This is a genomic window from Citrobacter sp. Cpa228, assembly GCF_030333085.1.
Classification (GTDB): Bacteria; Pseudomonadota; Gammaproteobacteria; order Enterobacterales; family Enterobacteriaceae; genus Citrobacter; species Citrobacter pasteurii.
This window is the reverse complement of record NZ_JAOWGQ010000056.1, coordinates 277,840-295,130: the sequence shown is the minus strand read 5'-3', so window position 1 is coordinate 295,130 and position 17,291 is coordinate 277,840. Positions and strand designations below refer to the sequence as shown.

The 17,291-nt window shown below is 52.9% G+C and carries 19 protein-coding genes; 11 read left to right on the top strand and 8 right to left on the bottom strand.

Annotated elements, in window-relative coordinates; translation table 11 throughout:
• Positions 1-2 precede the first annotated feature (2 nt).
• The gene (locus tag OGX91_RS23330) at positions 3-569 is read left to right on the top strand and encodes a VOC family protein (protein WP_005127672.1); all 567 of its coding nucleotides are present in this window, start codon (positions 3-5) and stop codon (positions 567-569) included.
• 3 nt (positions 570-572) lie between these two features.
• The gene (gene cutC / locus OGX91_RS23325; protein WP_286627431.1) at positions 573-1,319 is read left to right on the top strand and encodes a copper homeostasis protein CutC; all 747 of its coding nucleotides are present in this window, start codon (positions 573-575) and stop codon (positions 1,317-1,319) included.
• 155 nt (positions 1,320-1,474) lie between these two features.
• Here cutC and cmoB read toward each other — a convergent pair whose 3' ends face one another.
• Genes cmoB through OGX91_RS23300 form a run of 5 tightly spaced genes read right to left on the bottom strand, consistent with a single transcriptional unit; the run spans position 1,475 to position 5,053 of the window.
• Positions 1,475-2,443 (bottom strand): tRNA 5-methoxyuridine(34)/uridine 5-oxyacetic acid(34) synthase CmoB, encoded by a 969-nt coding sequence (gene cmoB / locus OGX91_RS23320; protein ID WP_286627430.1) that lies wholly within the window; start codon positions 2,441-2,443, stop codon positions 1,475-1,477.
• Positions 2,440-3,183, bottom strand: a complete 744-nt coding sequence (gene cmoA, locus OGX91_RS23315; protein ID WP_005127669.1) for a carboxy-S-adenosyl-L-methionine synthase CmoA — start codon at positions 3,181-3,183, stop codon at positions 2,440-2,442. Before cmoA ends, cmoB begins: the two co-directional genes overlap by 4 nt.
• Before the next feature lie 40 nt (positions 3,184-3,223).
• On the bottom strand, positions 3,224-3,619 hold the full coding sequence (locus OGX91_RS23310) for an MAPEG family protein (RefSeq protein WP_003833847.1): 396 nt from the start codon (positions 3,617-3,619) through the stop codon (positions 3,224-3,226).
• A gap of 52 nt (positions 3,620-3,671) precedes the next feature.
• Positions 3,672-4,490, bottom strand: coding sequence for a DUF72 domain-containing protein (locus OGX91_RS23305; protein ID WP_286627429.1), 819 nt, complete (start codon positions 4,488-4,490; stop codon positions 3,672-3,674).
• On the bottom strand, positions 4,487-5,053 hold the full coding sequence (locus OGX91_RS23300; RefSeq protein WP_005120683.1) for a hydrolase: 567 nt from the start codon (positions 5,051-5,053) through the stop codon (positions 4,487-4,489). The genes OGX91_RS23305 and OGX91_RS23300 overlap by 4 nt, the downstream gene beginning before the upstream one ends.
• A gap of 285 nt (positions 5,054-5,338) precedes the next feature.
• Here OGX91_RS23300 and aspS point away from each other — a divergent pair, with 285 nt between their 5' ends.
• From aspS to ruvB, 6 genes are all read left to right on the top strand, one after another.
• A complete protein-coding gene (aspS, locus tag OGX91_RS23295; protein ID WP_061068079.1) occupies positions 5,339-7,111 on the top strand; it encodes an aspartate--tRNA ligase in 1,773 nt (590 codons plus the stop codon).
• A gap of 1 nt (position 7,112) precedes the next feature.
• On the top strand, positions 7,113-7,556 hold the full coding sequence (nudB, locus tag OGX91_RS23290; protein WP_286627428.1) for a dihydroneopterin triphosphate diphosphatase: 444 nt from the start codon (positions 7,113-7,115) through the stop codon (positions 7,554-7,556).
• A 28-nt stretch (positions 7,557-7,584) separates the two neighbouring features.
• Entirely contained in the window at positions 7,585-8,328 is a 744-nt protein-coding gene (locus OGX91_RS23285; protein WP_003833836.1) for a YebC/PmpR family DNA-binding transcriptional regulator, read from the top strand.
• 34 nt (positions 8,329-8,362) lie between these two features.
• Entirely contained in the window at positions 8,363-8,884 is a 522-nt protein-coding gene (gene ruvC, locus OGX91_RS23280) for a crossover junction endodeoxyribonuclease RuvC (RefSeq protein WP_003034867.1), read from the top strand.
• Positions 8,885-8,964: 80 nt separating this feature from the next.
• A complete protein-coding gene (ruvA, locus tag OGX91_RS23275) occupies positions 8,965-9,576 on the top strand; it encodes a Holliday junction branch migration protein RuvA (protein ID WP_005120694.1) in 612 nt (203 codons plus the stop codon).
• An 8-nt stretch (positions 9,577-9,584) separates the two neighbouring features.
• Positions 9,585-10,595 carry a Holliday junction branch migration DNA helicase RuvB gene (gene ruvB, locus OGX91_RS23270; protein ID WP_005120696.1) on the top strand — a complete coding sequence of 337 codons (1,011 nt, stop codon included), beginning with the start codon at positions 9,585-9,587 and terminating at the stop codon, positions 10,593-10,595.
• A gap of 91 nt (positions 10,596-10,686) precedes the next feature.
• Here the strand turns inward: ruvB and znuB are convergent, their stop codons facing one another.
• A complete protein-coding gene (gene znuB / locus OGX91_RS23265; RefSeq protein ID WP_286627426.1) occupies positions 10,687-11,472 on the bottom strand; it encodes a zinc ABC transporter permease subunit ZnuB in 786 nt (261 codons plus the stop codon).
• Positions 11,469-12,224 carry a zinc ABC transporter ATP-binding protein ZnuC gene (gene znuC / locus OGX91_RS23260; RefSeq protein WP_040232396.1) on the bottom strand — a complete coding sequence of 252 codons (756 nt, stop codon included), beginning with the start codon at positions 12,222-12,224 and terminating at the stop codon, positions 11,469-11,471. The genes znuB and znuC overlap by 4 nt, the downstream gene beginning before the upstream one ends.
• Positions 12,225-12,302: 78 nt before the next feature.
• Here znuC and znuA point away from each other — a divergent pair, with 78 nt between their 5' ends.
• The 3 genes from znuA to lpxM all read left to right on the top strand — a co-directional run bounded on the left by znuA (position 12,303) and on the right by lpxM (position 15,675).
• Positions 12,303-13,247 carry a zinc ABC transporter substrate-binding protein ZnuA gene (gene znuA / locus OGX91_RS23255; RefSeq protein WP_005120703.1) on the top strand — a complete coding sequence of 315 codons (945 nt, stop codon included), beginning with the start codon at positions 12,303-12,305 and terminating at the stop codon, positions 13,245-13,247.
• Positions 13,248-13,262: 15 nt separating this feature from the next.
• On the top strand, positions 13,263-14,582 hold the full coding sequence (gene mepM, locus OGX91_RS23250; protein WP_005120706.1) for a murein DD-endopeptidase MepM: 1,320 nt from the start codon (positions 13,263-13,265) through the stop codon (positions 14,580-14,582).
• A 121-nt stretch (positions 14,583-14,703) separates the two neighbouring features.
• Complete coding sequence (gene lpxM / locus OGX91_RS23245; protein WP_286627425.1) at positions 14,704-15,675, top strand: lauroyl-Kdo(2)-lipid IV(A) myristoyltransferase; 972 nt, start codon at positions 14,704-14,706, stop codon at positions 15,673-15,675.
• An 86-nt stretch (positions 15,676-15,761) separates the two neighbouring features.
• On the opposite strand, the gene pyk is transcribed toward lpxM, so the two are convergent.
• Positions 15,762-17,204 (bottom strand): pyruvate kinase, encoded by a 1,443-nt coding sequence (gene pyk, locus OGX91_RS23240; protein WP_005120709.1) that lies wholly within the window; start codon positions 17,202-17,204, stop codon positions 15,762-15,764.
• Between the last annotated feature and the right edge of the window lie 87 nt (positions 17,205-17,291).

Below are 17,291 nucleotides of genomic sequence, written 5' to 3'. Positions count from 1 at the left end.
TTATGGCGAACTGGCAAGCAGTTGCAGAACTGCATGATATTTCCGCAGATTTACCGCATTTCATTCAGGCGTTAACGGATCTTTCCACTCGACTTGGGCTGGATGTCTCATCGCTTGAAGCCGATCACATTTCTCTGCGCTGTCATCAAAATACCACCGCAGAGCGCTGGCGTCGTGGTTTTGAACAGTGTGGCGAATTGTTGTCAGAAAATATCATTAATGGCCGACCGATTTGCTTGTTCAAGCTTGATGAACCCGTTTGTGTGCAACACTGGCAATTTACGATCGTAGAACTGCCATGGCCGGGCGAAAAACGCTATCCGCATGAAGGCTGGGAACATGTGGAAATAGTACTGCCGGGTGACGTGGAGACGTTGAATGCACGAGCGCTGGCGCTGCTTTCTGATGAAGGATTGAGTCAGCCGGGGATTTTCGTGAAAACCAGCTCGCCAAAAGGAGAGCGTGAGCGTTTACCGAATCCGACGCTGGCGGTCAGTGATGGCTGCGTCACCCTCAAATTTCATCCGTGGTCAATTGAAGCGATTGTCGCAAGCGAGCAACAGGAGTGAGTGATGGCATTACTGGAAATCTGCTGTTACAGCATGGAGTGCGCACGCACCGCGCAGCAAAACGGTGCGGATCGCATTGAGCTTTGTTCAGCGCCTAAAGAAGGAGGCTTAACGCCGTCGCTGGGGGTGTTGCGCTCTGTACGCCAGCATGTCTCTATTCCCGTTAATCCCATTATCCGTCCGCGTGGGGGCGATTTTTGTTACACCGACGGTGAATTTGCCGCGATGCTTGATGATATCGCGATGGTCAGAGATTTGGGTTTTTCAGGGCTGGTGACCGGCATTCTCGATGTGGACGGGAATGTCGATATGCCACGTATGGAAAAAATAATGGTTGCTGCGGGCCCGCTAAATGTCACGTTTCATCGGGCCTTCGATATGTGTGCCAACCCATTAAATGCGCTGAATAAATTGTCCGATTTAGGTGTCGCCAGAGTGCTGACTTCCGGGCAAAAATCAGATGCAGCGCAAGGTTTAACAAAAATAATGGAACTTATTGCGCAGGCAGATGCTCCAATCATTATGGCCGGAGCGGGGGGTCGCGCCGCGAATTTGTCCCTGTTCCTTAATGCCGGAGTGCAGGAAGTCCACAGTTCTGCCGGAGTATGGCTGGCTTCACCCATGCGGTATCGCAATTCGGGGTTGTCGATGTCTTCGGATTCGCAGGCGGATGAGTATTCACGCTATGCGGTAGACGGGGCGGCGGTTGCTGAAATGAAGGCAATCATTGCGCACCACCAGGCCAGCTGATTTTTACCGTTGCATCATGTCGCCCAATATGATGCTTGCTCGTACCAGGCCCCTGCAATTTCAACAGGGGCCTTTTTTTATCCTTATTATGCCTGATGGCGGCGATGCCTTATCAGGCCTACTGCTCGGTAAGCGTAGCGCCACCGGGCAAACCATCACGGCTTACGCGCAATCAATACCGCACGCAGTGGGGCGGGGTAGCCTTCGATCGTTTTGCTGTGGTCGTTCGGGGCGAGGAAATCGGCCAGCGATTCGGTTATCATCCATTCGGTGCGACGCTGTTCTTCGGTAGTGGTCACACACACGTCGGCGATACGAACATCGACAAATCCGCATTTTTCCAGCCAGTTTTTTAACGCCAGCGCAGACGGAATAAAGTAGACATTACGCATTTGCGCGTAGCGATCGCCTGGTACCAGAACGGTATTTTCATCACCTTCGACCACCAGCGTTTCCAGCACCAGCTCTCCGTCTTTTACCAGTTGATCTTTCAACTGCCAGAGATGTTCCAGCGGCGAACGGCGGTGATAAAGCACACCCATGGAGAATACGGTATCAAAGGCGTTGAGCGCCGGAAGCTGCTCAATACCCAACGGCAACAGATGTGCGCGCTGGTCATTGCCCAGCAGTTTACGCACCGCTTCAAACTGACACAGGAACAGCTGCGTAGGATCGATACCGACGGCCAGATGTGCCCCCGCGCCAATCATGCGCCACATGTGGTATCCGCTGCCGCAGCCCACGTCGAGAATGGTACGCCCGGTCAGATCGGATAAATGCGGCAGAACGCGATCCCACTTCCAGTCGGAACGCCATTCGGTATCAATATTGACGCCGTACAGCGAATATGGACCTTTGCGCCACGGCATGAGATGACGCATCAGCGTATCAATCCGTTTGATCTGCCCTTCGCTGAGCGGCTCCTCGCTTTCGGCAGTCACGCTATGCAGTAAATCCAGACGATGCGGCGTCAGTTCCGGCAGAAACTCGACGGCATTCGACCACTGCTTAAACAAGCCGTGCTGATCGCGCTGCCAGGTCGCGATTTGCGCTGGCAGCGTTTCCAGCCAATGGGAAAGATGGTTTTTGGCAATCAGCTGATAAAAGTTACCAAAGTCGATCATGCGCTAGCCTCAGCTTTCAATGCCACCAGAGAACCAAAGTTGAAGCACTGGAACCACAGTTCACTGTGCTCAAAACCTGCCTGATGCAGTCGCGCTTTATGCGTTTCGACCGAATCGGTGAGCATCACGTTTTCCAGCATGCTGCGCTTCTGGCTGATTTCCAGTTCGCTATAGCCATTGGCGCGTTTGAAGTCGTGGTGCATGTTGAACAGCAGTTCGCCAACTTTGGCATCTTCGAAGCTGAACTTCTCTGACAGCACCAATGCACCGCCGGGGTTTAACCCCTGATAAATCTTATCCAACAATGCCTGGCGCTCAGGTGGTTCAAGGAATTGCAGGGTAAAATTCAGCACCACCATCGAGGCGTTTTCGATAGTTATGTTGCGAATATCGCCTTCGACCACGTCAACAGGCGTGGGGGCTTTATAGGCATCGATGTGACGACGGCAGCGCTCAACCATGGCCGGGGAGTTATCGACGGCAATAATTTTGCAATTCTCATGATGAATATTGCGACGCACCGAGAGCGTCGCCGCGCCCAGAGAACAGCCCAGATCGTAGACCTGCGTGTTGGGTTGCACGAAACGTTCGGCCAGCATACCAATCATCGAAATGATGTTGGAGTAGCCCGGAACGGAACGCTGGATCATATCCGGGAAGACTTCAGCTACCCGTTCATCAAAGGTCCAGTCACCCAGACTGGCGATAGGCGCAGAAAAAAGCGTGTCGCGGTGAGACATAACGTAAAAATCCGGGAAAAATAAAGTGGCGTATTGTGCGCTAATGCAGGGAGAAAACCAACTCCCAGGGCATATACCAAAGATTCGCCAGCACCATGAGCAACAGTGAACACCAGGTGGCGCTCATGCCGGAACGGCGCCAGCGGAAAAGCCGGTGGTGGAATCCGTAATAATGCATCAGTCGCCCGGCAATCAACATCAGCCCGCAAATATGCACCATCCACGTTTCTGCGCCGTTCATTTCCATAAAAAGCAGCAGCACTAATGCAACGGGAATATATTCCACTGCATTACCGTGAATGCGGATGGCGCTTTGCAGCTCACTAAAGCCGCCATCACCATAGGCAACGCGATATTGCATGCGCAGGCGAACGACGTCAAAGGAGAACTTTATTAACAATAACGCACCCAGGACGGCATAAAGCGCGCTTACCATACAAACTCCCTTTTAAAATGGCTGCTGGCATTGACTATGATAGGTGGCATTTTCAGAAAAGAGAAGATTGCTGTGGAATCGAGGGCGCTGATCCGATCTCTGGCAGGGCACTACGTAAATCTGCCCATAGCGTGTCTACCAGCTCAGGAGCCTGTGCGATATCCGGCGTGTGCAAAAACAGATATGGCGTGGTGGTCTGTTGCCAGAGTGGCAACTTTTCCAGCCAGGCGGCAAAGAACTGCCTATTTTGTGTCATGTTATCACTACCGATAAAACGGACCATCGGGTGGTTTGCCGTGACTACCGCATGGACCGGGACCTTCGGTTTCTTACGTTGAGCATCGCGTATCGCTTCCGTGTGTGGGATCGCGGCATGGACCGGACGACTGTCTAAAATGACCCGATTAATCCCGCGTTCATGCAGACCCCGATTGAACTGGATCTCTGATTCACCTTTCGCAAAGAAATCCGGATGACGAACCTCGACACCGTAGGTAAACGTTTTAGGGAGGGCATCGAGGAATTGCCACAGGGCAGGGAGGTCACGCGGGCCAAAAGTCGCGGGTAATTGCAGCCAGTATTGTCCAATGCGTGATTCCAGCGGCGACATGCGCGCGAAAAATTCCAGTACCAGGTCATCACAATTACGCAGCGCAGCCTGATGTGAAATGGTGGCCGGAAACTTAAAACAGAATCGAAACGCATCGGTGGTCTGTGCATGCCAACGCGCAACAATCTCGGCTTTTGGCAGGGCGTACAGCGTGGTGTTGCCCTCCACGCAGTTAAAGTGGCGGGCATACTCTTCAAGGCTGGTGATCCCCAGACGCATCCATTTCGGGTGTGACCACTGAGGTAAGCCGATATAGATCATAACGCTTGCAGGATCTCGTCAACGCGACGTACACGGGCAATACGTGGGAAAATATGCGTCATGCTGCCCTGATGCTGGTCGGCGCTGGCGGCACTGCAGGCGTCTTCGGCAACGATCAGGCTAAAACCCAGCTCCCAGGCATTACGCGCGGTGGACTCGACGCCGATATTGGTGGAGATCCCGCAAAGGACGATGGTGTCGATACCACGACGGCGCAATTGCAGTTCCAGGTCAGTACCGTAGAATGCTCCCCACTGGCGCTTGGTGACCTCCAGGTCTGTCGCACATTTTCCCAGCGCTTGCGGGTATTCCCACCAGTTTTCGGGTAATGCTTTGGCCGGAGTCTGAGCATCAACCGGTTGTTTTAGCGCTTCGGCATAATCCGCAGACCAGCCGACACGAACCATCACCACCGGTGAACCGTTGGTACGGAATTTTTCCGCCAGTTGTGCGGCGCGCTCGACCACGTTGTTTGCCGAATGAGGTCCACCCGCGAAAGGCAGGATCCCTTCCTGTAGATCGATGACGACAAGAGCGGTTGTTTTTGCGTTCAGTTCCAGCATGGTGACTCCAGTAAAAAGATTTCCGTTACACCTTAATCGCGAATCTGTGTGAAAGGGGCGACAATTTTTGTTATTTTTTGTGAGATTACGCAATACCCGCTTAGGAAACATGCGTACAGTCAGTACCGGACTGAGAGTCTATCCCAGTAGGCTCTTATCGTGCGGCAGAATTTCCAGTATAATAGCCGCCTTTTTTCATTCAGTTGTGACATTCAGCTAAAGCTGCGACTTCGTCATCTGCCGGGCAGGTGACAATCCGCCTGCGGCAAAGTTAAGGGATATCTCATGCGTACAGAATATTGCGGACAGCTACGTCTGTCCCACGAGGGGCAGCAGGTGACTCTGTGTGGTTGGGTCAACCGTCGTCGTGATCTTGGTAGCCTGATCTTTATCGATATGCGCGACCGCGAAGGTATCGTGCAGGTATTTTTCGATCCGGACCGTGCGGACGCGTTAAAGCTGGCCTCCGAACTGCGTAATGAGTTCTGCATCCAGGTTACGGGCACCGTGCGTGCGCGTGATGCGAAAAACGTCAACGCCGATATGGCGACTGGCGAAATTGAAGTGCTGGCCTCCGATCTGGTCATTATCAACCGTTCAGATTCACTGCCGCTCGACTCTAACCACGTAAATACTGAAGAAGCTCGTCTGAAGTATCGCTACCTCGATCTGCGTCGCCCTGAAATGGCGCAGCGCCTGAAAACGCGTGCCAAAATTACCAGTCTGGTGCGTCGTTTTATGGACGACCATGGCTTCCTCGACATCGAAACGCCGATGCTGACGAAAGCGACGCCAGAAGGTGCGCGTGACTACCTGGTACCGTCTCGCGTACATAAAGGTAAATTCTACGCGCTGCCACAGTCTCCTCAGTTGTTCAAACAGCTGCTGATGATGTCTGGCTTCGACCGTTACTACCAGATCGTAAAATGCTTCCGTGACGAAGACTTACGTGCTGACCGCCAGCCTGAATTTACTCAGATCGATGTTGAGACCTCCTTCATGACCGCACCGCAGGTGCGTGAAGTGATGGAAGCGCTGGTGCGTAATCTGTGGCTGGAAGTAAAAGGTGTGGACCTGGGCGATTTCCCGATCATGACCTTTGCTGAAGCTGAGCGTCGCTACGGTTCCGATAAGCCGGATCTGCGTAACCCGATGGAGCTGGTGGACGTTGCTGATTTGCTGAAATCTGTTGAATTCGCCGTGTTCTCTGGCCCGGCTAACGATCCGAAAGGGCGTGTAGCGGCTCTGCGCGTACCTGGCGGCGCTGCACTTAGCCGTAAGCAGATCGACGATTACGGTAACTTCATTAAGATCTACGGCGCGAAAGGTCTGGCATACATTAAAGTCACCGAGCGTGCGAAAGGTCTGGAAGGGGTAACCAGCCCGGTGGCCAAGTTCCTGAATGCTGAAATCATTGAAGCCATTCTGGAACGTACTGGCGCACAAGACGGCGATATGATCTTCTTCGGTGCCGACAACAAGAAAGTGGTTGCCGACGCGATGGGGGCTCTGCGCCTCAAACTGGGTAAAGACCTGAACCTGACCGACGAATCCAAATGGGCGCCGTTGTGGGTTATCGACTTCCCAATGTTTGAAGACGATGGTGAAGGCGGTCTGACCGCGATGCACCACCCGTTCACCTCGCCGAAAGACATGACGGCGGCTGAGCTGAAAGCTGCGCCCGAAGATGCGGTTGCCAATGCGTACGATATGGTTATCAACGGCTACGAAGTAGGCGGTGGTTCTGTACGTATCCATAACGGTGATATGCAGCAGACCGTATTCGGTATTCTGGGTATCAACGAACAAGAGCAGCGCGAGAAATTCGGCTTCCTGCTCGATGCGTTAAAATACGGTACGCCGCCGCACGCGGGCCTGGCGTTTGGTCTGGATCGTCTGACCATGCTGCTGACCGGTACTGATAACATCCGTGACGTTATTGCTTTCCCGAAAACGACGGCTGCCGCGTGTCTGATGACCGAAGCGCCGAGCCTGGCCAACGAAGCTGCGCTGGCGGAACTGAGTATTCAGGTTGTTAAGAAGGCCGAGAATAACTGATATGGCATATAAACAGCCTGTCTCGGTGTTAGTCGTGATTTATGCAAAGGACACCGGGAGAGTGCTGATGTTACAGCGACGCGACGATCCTGATTTTTGGCAGTCGGTCACCGGCAGCCTTGAAGAAGGTGAAACCGCGTCGCAAGCCGCCCTGCGTGAAGTAAAGGAAGAGGTCGCCATTGATGTTGCGCGTGAGCAGCTGACCTTAATTGACTGCCTGCGCACGGTGGAGTTTGAGATTTTTAGTCATTTACGTCATCGCTATGCGCCAGGAATTGTACGTAATACGGAGTCCTGGTTTTGCCTGGCACTGCCCACTGAACGAGAGATCGTGTTCACCGAACATTTGACCTACCGTTGGGTTAATGCGCACGAGGCTGCACAGTTAACCAAGTCGTGGAGTAACCGGCAGGCGATTGAAGAGTTTGTAATTAACGTCGCCTGAGAAGGCGCGCTTTTTGGAGAGATTATTTATGGCAGGTCATAGTAAATGGGCCAACACCAGACATCGTAAAGCAGCGCAGGATGCTAAGCGCGGTAAGATCTTCACCAAAATCATTCGTGAGCTGGTGACGGCGGCTAAATTGGGTGGTGGCGATCCGGATGCCAACCCACGTCTGCGCGCAGCGGTTGATAAAGCGCTGGCAAACAACATGACTCGTGACACTCTGAACCGTGCAATCGCGCGCGGTGTGGGTGGTGATGAAGATTCCAACATGGAAACCATCATCTATGAAGGTTACGGTCCTGGCGGTACAGCCGTGATGATTGAATGTCTGTCTGACAACCGTAACCGTACCGTTGCAGAAGTGCGCCACGCATTCACTAAAACAGGCGGCAACCTCGGTACCGACGGTTCCGTCGCATACCTGTTCAGCAAGAAAGGCGTGATCTCCTTTGAGCAAGGCGACGAAGACGCCATCATGGAAGCGGCACTGGAAGCCGGTGCTGAAGATGTTGTAACCTTCGACGACGGCGCGATTGACGTATACACCGCGTGGGAAGAGATGGGTAAAGTTCGTGATGCGCTGGAAGCGGCAGGTCTGAAAGCGGACGCGGCTGAAGTTTCTATGATCCCATCCACCAAAGCGGATATGGATGCAGAAACAGCGCCGAAACTGATGCGTCTGATCGATATGCTGGAAGATTGCGATGACGTGCAGGAAGTTTACCACAACGGCGAAATCTCCGATGAGGTTGCAGCTACGTTAGAATGATGTGGTTAAGCCATAAAATAACAGGAGATGCGTGATGTCTATTATTCTCGGCATTGATCCGGGGTCGCGCATTACCGGTTATGGCGTAATCCGTCAGGTCGGCAGACAGTTGACCTACCTCGGCAGTGGTTGTATTCGCACCAAAGTTGACGATCTCCCGTCACGGCTGAAATTAATATACGCGGGGGTGACGGAAATCATCACTCAGTTCCAGCCGGATTATTTTGCCATCGAGCAGGTCTTTATGGCGAAAAATGCCGATTCGGCGCTGAAGCTGGGACAGGCGCGCGGCGTAGCGATTGTTGCTGCGACCAATCAGGATCTTCCGGTGTTTGAGTATGCTGCCCGACAGGTTAAACAGACCGTCGTCGGTATCGGCAGCGCAGAAAAAAGCCAGGTACAGCACATGGTGCGTACGCTGCTCAAACTCCCGGCTAACCCGCAGGCGGATGCTGCGGATGCGCTGGCGATTGCCATTACCCACTGCCATGTCAGCCAGAACGCCATGCAAATGAGTGAGTCGAGGTTGAATTTAGCGCGCGGTAGGTTACGTTAGTGACAAATGAGGCTGGATATCTATCCAGCCTTTTTTTATGATAGCGCATTACCTTTTAGCCCTTAACGCAGGAGCGTCATGTGATAGGCAGACTCAGAGGCATCATTCTTGAAAAACAACCCCCACTGGTCCTTCTGGAAACGGGCGGGGTAGGCTATGAAGTGCATATGCCGATGACCTGTTTCTACGAGCTGCCGGAAGCCGGGCAGGAAGCGATCATCTTCACGCATTTTGTGGTGCGCGAAGACGCACAGCTGCTGTATGGCTTTAACAATAAGCAGGAGCGCACGCTGTTTAAAGAGCTAATTAAAACCAACGGCGTGGGGCCGAAGCTGGCGCTGGCGATCCTCTCCGGCATGTCAGCGCAGCAGTTTGTCAATGCCGTAGAACGTGAAGAACTGGGGGCGCTGGTCAAACTACCGGGTATCGGTAAGAAAACGGCGGAGCGATTGATCGTCGAAATGAAAGACCGCTTTAAAGGACTGCATGGCGATCTCTTTACCCCGGCGGCAGATCTGGTGCTGACATCACCTGCCAGTCCGGTAACCGATGATGCCGAGCAGGAAGCGGTTGCTGCGCTGGTAGCGTTAGGCTATAAACCACAGGAAGCCAGCCGCATGGTAAGCAAAATTGCCCGCCCTGATGCCAGCAGTGAAACCCTGATTCGTGAAGCGCTTCGCGCTGCGCTGTGAGGTAGAGGATGATTGAAGCAGACCGTCTGATTTCGGCTGTCAGCACGACCCCTGAAGATCTGGTGGATCGTGCGATCCGCCCTAAATTGCTGGAAGAGTACATTGGTCAGCCGCAGGTGCGTTCGCAAATGGAGATTTTTATCCAGGCGGCGAAGCTGCGCGGCGATGCCCTCGATCACCTGCTGATTTTTGGTCCTCCGGGTCTCGGTAAAACCACGCTTGCCAATATTGTTGCCAATGAAATGGGCGTCAACCTGCGCACTACGTCCGGCCCGGTACTGGAAAAAGCAGGCGATCTGGCGGCAATGCTCACCAACCTTGAACCACACGATGTGTTGTTTATCGATGAAATCCATCGTCTGTCACCGGTGGTGGAAGAAGTGTTGTATCCGGCAATGGAAGACTATCAGCTGGATATCATGATTGGCGAAGGCCCGGCTGCGCGTTCAATTAAAATCGATCTGCCGCCGTTTACGCTAATCGGCGCCACAACGCGTGCGGGTTCGTTAACGTCTCCGTTGCGTGACCGTTTTGGGATTGTGCAGCGCCTGGAGTTCTATCAGGTGGCTGATCTTCAGCATATTGTTGGACGCAGTGCCCGCTTTATGGGACTGGAGATGAGTGACGAAGGGGCGCTGGAAGTGGCGCGGCGGGCACGTGGTACGCCGCGTATTGCCAACCGTTTATTGCGTCGGGTACGCGATTTTGCCGAAGTGAAGCATGACGGCACCATCTCGGCGGATATCGCCGCCCAGGCACTGGATATGCTCAATGTCGATGCGGAAGGCTTCGATTATATGGACCGCAAGCTGCTGCTGGCCGTGATCGATAAATTCTTTGGTGGTCCGGTCGGGTTAGATAACCTGGCGGCGGCAATCGGCGAAGAACGTGAAACCATTGAGGACGTGCTGGAACCGTATTTGATTCAGCAAGGTTTTCTGCAACGTACCCCGCGCGGACGTATGGCAACGGTGCGGGCATGGAACCACTTTGGCATTACACCACCGGAAATGCCTTAAGCCCCAATAATGCCTGATGGTGCTACGCTAATCAGACCTACGGTATGATGTAGGCCTGATTAGGTGAAACCGCCATCCGGCGAAATACCACTCAGCTCGCTTGCTTCTTCATCATACTGAGGATAAACAGCAGTGCAGCACAAAGCACCACGGATGGCCCGGCCGGTGTGTCATAGAACGCAGAGAAGGTCAGCCCGCCTGTAACCGCTATCATCCCGACACCTACGGCAACGCCTGCCATCTGTTCGGGTGTACGGGCGAAACGACGTGCGGTAGCCGCAGGAATTATCAGCAGTGAGGTGATAATCAGTGCCCCGACGAATTTCATCGCCACACCAATAGTGAGTGCTGTGACCAGCATCAGCAATAGCTTGACACGTTGCAGCTTGACGCCATCAACAAAGGCCAGATCCGGGCTGATAGTCATCGACAGCAGGTTACGCCACTGCCAGAACAAAATCGCCAGAACGATAACCACGCCAATGGCAATGGCCACCAGATCTTCTGGGGTGACGGCGAGCAGATCGCCAAACAGATAGGCCATGAGATCCACACGAATATTCGACATCAGGCTGACAACAACCAGACCTAATGACAGCGCACTGTGCGCCATAATACCGAGCAGGGTATCAATCGCGAGATGCGGGCGTTTCTCCAGCCAAACCAGGCCTGCGGCCAGCAACAGGGTGATGGCGATAACGGCATAGAAGGGGTTTACATCCAGCAGCAGGCCAAATGCGACGCCCAGCAGTGATGCGTGCGCCAGCGTATCGCCAAAATAAGACATCCGACGCCAGACCACAAACGAGCCAAGCGGGCCAGCAGCGCAGGCCAGCATGATCCCGGCTAACCAGCCGGGTAATAATAATTCAATCATGAGTGACCATTTCCCCGGCGTAAAACAATGCGGCCCTGTAAATCGTGGCGATGATTATGGTTGTGACGGTAAATTCCGAGTTGTTCAGCGCCGCGTTGCCCGAACATAGAAATGAATTCAGGGTGCATTGAAACCACCTCTGGCGTGCCGGAGCAGCAAATGTGGTGGTTCAGACACAGGACTTCGTCGGTTTTTGCCATGACCAGATGCAGGTCATGGGATACCATCAGCACGGCGCAATCCAGCTCACGTCGCAACTGATCGATAAGATCGTACAGTGCAACCTGACCATTCACATCCACTCCCTGAGTCGGTTCATCGAGCACCAGGAGCTGCGGTTTATTTAGCAACGCACGGGCCAGCAAGACACGTTGCGTTTCCCCGCCGGACAGTTTTTGCATCGGAGCATCCATCAGATGCCCGGCCTGAACACGCTTCAGCGCAGGGAGAATGTCGGCTTTCTTTGTGCCAGGACGTAAGCGCAAAAAGCGACTCACCGTCAGCGGAAGTGTTGTATCGAGGTAGAGTTTTTGCGGTACATAGCCAATCCGCAAATGCCCGTTGCGCTTGATAACCCCTTCATCAGCCGCTACCAGCCCCAATACAACGCGCACCAGCGTAGACTTTCCGGCCCCATTCGGGCCAAGAAGCGTTAAAATTTTGCCGGGTCGAAGTTCAAGCGATACGTCAGAAAGGACGCGGCGTTGACCATAAGAGACCGAGACATTTTCCAGTGAAACCAAAGTCGTCATATCAATTTTAGTCTTGCAGAAGTTATAGAATGTTATAATATCACATTTCTCACATTCGTTACGATGATTGGTCGCATTATGTTACATAAAAATACGCTTCTTTTCGCAGCATTATCCGCTGCTCTTTGGGGTAGTGCAACTCAGGCAGCAAATGCTGCTGTAGTGGCGTCACTTAAGCCGTTGGGCTTTATTGCTTCGGCGATTGCAGATGGGGTTACAGACACCCAGGTTCTGCTGCCTGACGGGGCCTCCGAACACGATTATTCGCTGCGTCCTTCAGACGTAAAACGCTTACAGAACGCGGACTTAGTAGTTTGGATTGGTCCAGAAATGGAGGCGTTTATGGAAAAGTCAGTCAAGAATATTCCTAACGCAAAACAGGTAACGATTGCGCAGCTCAATGACGTGAAACCGTTACTCATGAAAGGCGCTGACGATGACGATGACGATCATGGGCATAACGACGCTCACGGCGAAAAAAGTGACGAGCATCACCATCATGGTGATTACAACATGCATCTTTGGCTTTCCCCAGAGATAGCGCGGGCCTCAGCGGTTGCAATCCATGATAAATTAGTGGAACTTATGCCGCAAAGTCGAGCCAAACTTGACGCCAACCTGAAGGATTTTGAGGCACAATTAGCCGCAACCGATAAGCAGGTTGGTAACGAGCTCGCACCGCTCAAGGGGAAAGGGTATTTCGTTTTTCATGACGCCTATGGCTATTACGAAAAACACTACGGGCTAACACCGCTTGGTCACTTTACCGTGAACCCTGAGATTCAACCTGGTGCGCAGCGTTTACATGAAATAAGAACACAGTTGGTTGAGCAAAAAGCAACCTGCGTTTTTGCTGAGCCACAGTTCAGGCCAGCGGTCGTTGAAGCCGTAGCGAGAGGGACATCCGTTCGAATGGGAACGTTGGATCCCCTCGGAACGAATATCAAACTGGGTAAAACAAGCTATTCAGCGTTTCTGAACCAATTAGCCAACCAGTATGCGAGCTGCCTGAAAGGAGATTAATGAGGAAGTGAATACGTGCAACAGATAGCTCGCGCTGTCAGCCTGGCATTTAATAATTTGCCGCGACCCCATCGTGTTATGTTGGGGTCGCTTACTGTTCTGACATTGGCCGTCGCAGTCTGGCGGCCTTATGTATACCATCCCGACTCTGCGCCCATCGTTAAAACCATTGAGCTGGAAAAAAGTGAGATACGTTCACTGTTGCCCGAGGCCAGCGAACCTATCGATCAAGCCGCTCAGGAAGATGAAGCTATCCCTCAGGATGAACTCGATGACAAGACCTCTGGCGAGGCCGGGGTTCATGAGTATGTTGTCTCTACCGGTGATACGCTGAGCAGTATTCTGAACCAGTACGGCATTGACATGGGCGATATCAGCCAGCTTGCCGCATCTGATAAAGATTTACGTAATCTGAAAATTGGCCAGCAACTTTCCTGGACACTGTCTTCGGAAGGTGATTTGCAGCGCCTGACCTGGGAAGTTTCCCGCCGTGAAACCCGTACTTATGATCGTACGACAACGGGTTTCAAGATGAGCAGCGAAATGCAGCAGGGTGACTGGGTCAACAGCCGAATAAACGGTACGGTGGGCGGTAGTTTCGTCGCCAGTGCAAGAGATGCCGGCCTGACCAGCTCTGAAATCAGCGCAGTGATTAAAGCGATGCAATGGCAGATGGACTTTCGCAAGCTGAAGAAAGGCGATGAGTTCTCCGTTTTGATGTCTCGCGAGATGCTGGACGGTAAACGCGAGCAAAGCCAGTTGCTGGGCGTTCGTTTGCGCTCTGAAGGCAAGGATTATTACGCGATCCGTGCTGAAGACGGTAAATTCTATGACCGTAACGGGACCGGGCTTGCTAAAGGGTTTATGCGTTTCCCTACGGCGAAGCAGTTCCGTATTTCGTCAAACTTCAATCCACGTCGCCTGAATCCGGTAACCGGACGCGTTGCACCGCACAAAGGTGTCGACTTTGCGATGCCGCAAGGTACGCCGGTGCTGTCAGTCGGTGATGGTGAAGTGGTTGTCGCGAAACGGAGTGGCGCGGCCGGATACTATGTTGCTGTTCGTCACGGTCGCACTTACACCACCCGTTACATGCACCTGCGTAAGCTGCTGGTTAAACCGGGGCAAAAAGTGAAACGTGGCGATCGCATTGCGCTGTCAGGTAACACCGGGCGTTCTACTGGCCCGCACCTGCACTACGAAGTATGGGTCAACCAGCAGGCAGTGAACCCGTTGACGGCAAAACTGCCGCGTACGGAAGGGCTGAGTGGTTCGGATCGTACCGAGTACCTGGCACAGGTGAAAGAGGTTCTGCCTCAGTTACGCTTCGATTAATAAATACACTGACAGAGCCGGTACGCTAAGCGTGCCGGCTTTTTTTATTTTGTACGGGACACGGTGCGCCGCTACACTATCAACAGATTTACTTTTTCGCGGCCCCCGATACTGGAAGAGCATGGAAACGAAAAAAAAGAGTATTGAGTATATCCCTGAGTTTCATAAATCATTCCGTCACCCGCGCCACTGGGGCGCCTGGCTTGGCGTGGCAGCGATTGCAGGGATTGCATTAACGCCTGCGTCATTTCGCGATCCCATTCTGGCGAAACTGGGGCGGCTTGCCGGGCGACTGGGGAAAAGTTCGCGTCGTAGAGCGCTTATCAATTTATCCCTCTGTTTTCCTGAGCGCAGCGAAGCCGAGCGTGAGGCCATCGTTGATGAGATGTTTGCGACTGCGCCTCAGGCGATGGTTATGATGGCAGAATTAGCCATGCGTGGCCCGGAGAAAATCCAGCACCGCGTTGACTGGCAGGGCCTGGAAATTATCGATGAGATGCGACGTAATGAGGAAAAGGTGATTTTTCTCGTCCCTCACGGCTGGGGGGTTGATATTCCGGCAATGCTGATGGCCTCTCAGGGCCAGAAAATGGCAGCGATGTTCCATAACCAGGGCAATCCGGTATTTGACTATGTCTGGAATACGGTACGTCGACGTTTTGGCGGTCGTTTACATGCTCGTAACGACGGTATTAAACCTTTTATTCAGTCGGTACGGCAGGGATACTGGGGATATTACTTACCGGATCAGGATCACGGCCCGGAGCACAGCGAGTTTGTCGATTTCTTCGCGACCTATAAGGCAACGTTACCGGCGATTGGCCGCCTGATGAAGGTTTGTCATGCGCGCGTAATACCGCTGTTCCCGGTGTACGATGGCAAAACGCATCGTCTGACGATTCAGGTACGCCCACCCATGGATGACATTCTGACGGCAGATGACCATACAATTGCCAGGCGGATGAATGAAGAAGTGGAGATTTTTGTCACCCCGCATCTTGAACAATACACCTGGATTCTGAAACTGCTAAAGACCCGCAAACCTGGCGAAATTGAACCGTATAAACGCAAAGATCTTTATCCTAAGAAATAGAAAAAGCCTCTCGAACGAGAGGCTTTTTTGTATCAGTCGACCTGCACGCTTGATAAGCAAGTAATATCAGGCAGTCAGCAGCGTCGTTATTCTACAGTCAGAATACGTGTGGTGTTGGTGGAACCGATGGTGCTCATGACATCACCCTGGGTCACAATCACCAGATCGCCTGACACCAGGTAACCTTTGTCGCGCAGCAGATTGACCGCTTCGCTGGCAGCCACTACACCGTCAGTTTCGCTGTCAAAGTGGACCGGCGTAACGCCACGATACAGAGAGGTCAGATTCAGCGTACGCTCATGACGAGACATCGCGAAAATTGGCAGGCCAGAACTGATGCGTGATGTCATCAGCGCAGTACGACCGGACTCGGTCATGGCGATGATAGCGGTAACGCCTTTCAGATGGTTCGCGGCATACATCGCTGACATGGCGATAGCTTCTTCGACATTATCAAACTGTACGTCGAGACGGTGTTTAGAAACGTTGATGCTTGGGATTTTCTCCGCGCCCAGACATACGCGAGCCATTGCCGCGACGGTTTCCGCCGGGTACTGACCTGCGGCTGTTTCTGCTGAGAGCATGACGGCATCAGTCCCATCCAGCACGGCGTTTGCCACGTCCATGACTTCCGCACGCGTCGGCATTGGATTAGTGATCATTGACTCCATCATCTGCGTTGCGGTAATGACCGCACGGTTCAGCTGACGTGCGCGACGGATCAACGCTTTCTGAATACCAACCAGCTCCGGGTCACCAATTTCCACACCCAGGTCACCACGCGCGACCATTACCACGTCAGAGGCAAGGATGATGTCATCCATCGCATTCTGGTCGCAGACAGCTTCAGCACGCTCTACCTTGGCAACAATTTTTGCATCGCAGCCAGCGTCGCGTGCCAGGCGGCGGGCATAATTCAGATCTTCGCCACAGCGAGGGAAGGAAACCGCCAGATAGTCAACGCTGATTTGCGCTGCAGTAATGATGTCTGCTTTGTCTTTTTCCGTCAGCGCTTCAGCAGAAAGGCCACCGCCAAGTTTGTTGATGCCTTTGTTGTTGGAGAGCGGGCCACCGACAGTGACTTCGGTGAACACTTTCATACCCTGAACTTCCAGCACTTTGAGCTGTACGCGACCATCATCCAGCAGCAGGATATCGCCCGGCACTACGTCAGCAGGCAAGCCTTTGTAATCGATGCCGACTTTTTCTTTGTCGCCTTCACCTTTACCGAGGTTGGCGTCTAACAGGAATTTGTCGCCAACATTGAGAAATACTTTACCTTCTTTAAAGGTCGATACGCGGATTTTAGGTCCCTGCAGGTCACCCAAAATAGCTACATGACGTCCCAGCTTGGCGGCAATCTCACGGACTTTATCCGCCCGCATTTTGTGATCTTCTGGAGAGCCGTGCGAAAAGTTCATACGTACAACGTTCGCCCCAGCGGCGATAATTTTCTCAAGGTTGTTATCGCGGTCAGTTGCCGGGCCTAAGGTGGTAACGATTTTGGTTCTGCGAAGCCTTCTGGACATGTAATACTCCGTTGACTGAAACAACTAGGTGTTGCGTGAACATTGATCCGGCCGTTCTCGAACATAAACGGTAAAATGAACGACCCG

What these genes read in the sequence shown, in the direction of transcription:
- OGX91_RS23330 (WP_005127672.1), top strand. Translation starts at nt 3, where the DNA reads ATGGCGAACTGGCAAGCAGTTGCAGAACTGCATGATATTTCCGCAGAT.
- cutC (WP_286627431.1), top strand. Translation starts at nt 573, where the DNA reads ATGGCATTACTGGAAATCTGCTGTTACAGCATGGAGTGCGCACGCACC.
- cmoB (WP_286627430.1), bottom strand. Translation starts at nt 2,443, where the DNA reads ATGATCGACTTTGGTAACTTTTATCAGCTGATTGCCAAAAACCATCTT.
- cmoA (WP_005127669.1), bottom strand. Translation starts at nt 3,183, where the DNA reads ATGTCTCACCGCGACACGCTTTTTTCTGCGCCTATCGCCAGTCTGGGT.
- OGX91_RS23310 (WP_003833847.1), bottom strand. Translation starts at nt 3,619, where the DNA reads ATGGTAAGCGCGCTTTATGCCGTCCTGGGTGCGTTATTGTTAATAAAG.
- OGX91_RS23305 (WP_286627429.1), bottom strand. Translation starts at nt 4,490, where the DNA reads ATGATCTATATCGGCTTACCTCAGTGGTCACACCCGAAATGGATGCGT.
- OGX91_RS23300 (WP_005120683.1), bottom strand. Translation starts at nt 5,053, where the DNA reads ATGCTGGAACTGAACGCAAAAACAACCGCTCTTGTCGTCATCGATCTA.
- aspS (WP_061068079.1), top strand. Translation starts at nt 5,339, where the DNA reads ATGCGTACAGAATATTGCGGACAGCTACGTCTGTCCCACGAGGGGCAG.
- nudB (WP_286627428.1), top strand. Translation starts at nt 7,113, where the DNA reads ATGGCATATAAACAGCCTGTCTCGGTGTTAGTCGTGATTTATGCAAAG.
- OGX91_RS23285 (WP_003833836.1), top strand. Translation starts at nt 7,585, where the DNA reads ATGGCAGGTCATAGTAAATGGGCCAACACCAGACATCGTAAAGCAGCG.
- ruvC (WP_003034867.1), top strand. Translation starts at nt 8,363, where the DNA reads ATGTCTATTATTCTCGGCATTGATCCGGGGTCGCGCATTACCGGTTAT.
- ruvB (WP_005120696.1), top strand. Translation starts at nt 9,585, where the DNA reads ATGATTGAAGCAGACCGTCTGATTTCGGCTGTCAGCACGACCCCTGAA.
- znuB (WP_286627426.1), bottom strand. Translation starts at nt 11,472, where the DNA reads ATGATTGAATTATTATTACCCGGCTGGTTAGCCGGGATCATGCTGGCC.
- znuC (WP_040232396.1), bottom strand. Translation starts at nt 12,224, where the DNA reads ATGACGACTTTGGTTTCACTGGAAAATGTCTCGGTCTCTTATGGTCAA.
- znuA (WP_005120703.1), top strand. Translation starts at nt 12,303, where the DNA reads ATGTTACATAAAAATACGCTTCTTTTCGCAGCATTATCCGCTGCTCTT.
- lpxM (WP_286627425.1), top strand. Translation starts at nt 14,704, where the DNA reads ATGGAAACGAAAAAAAAGAGTATTGAGTATATCCCTGAGTTTCATAAA.
- pyk (WP_005120709.1), bottom strand. Translation starts at nt 17,204, where the DNA reads ATGTCCAGAAGGCTTCGCAGAACCAAAATCGTTACCACCTTAGGCCCG.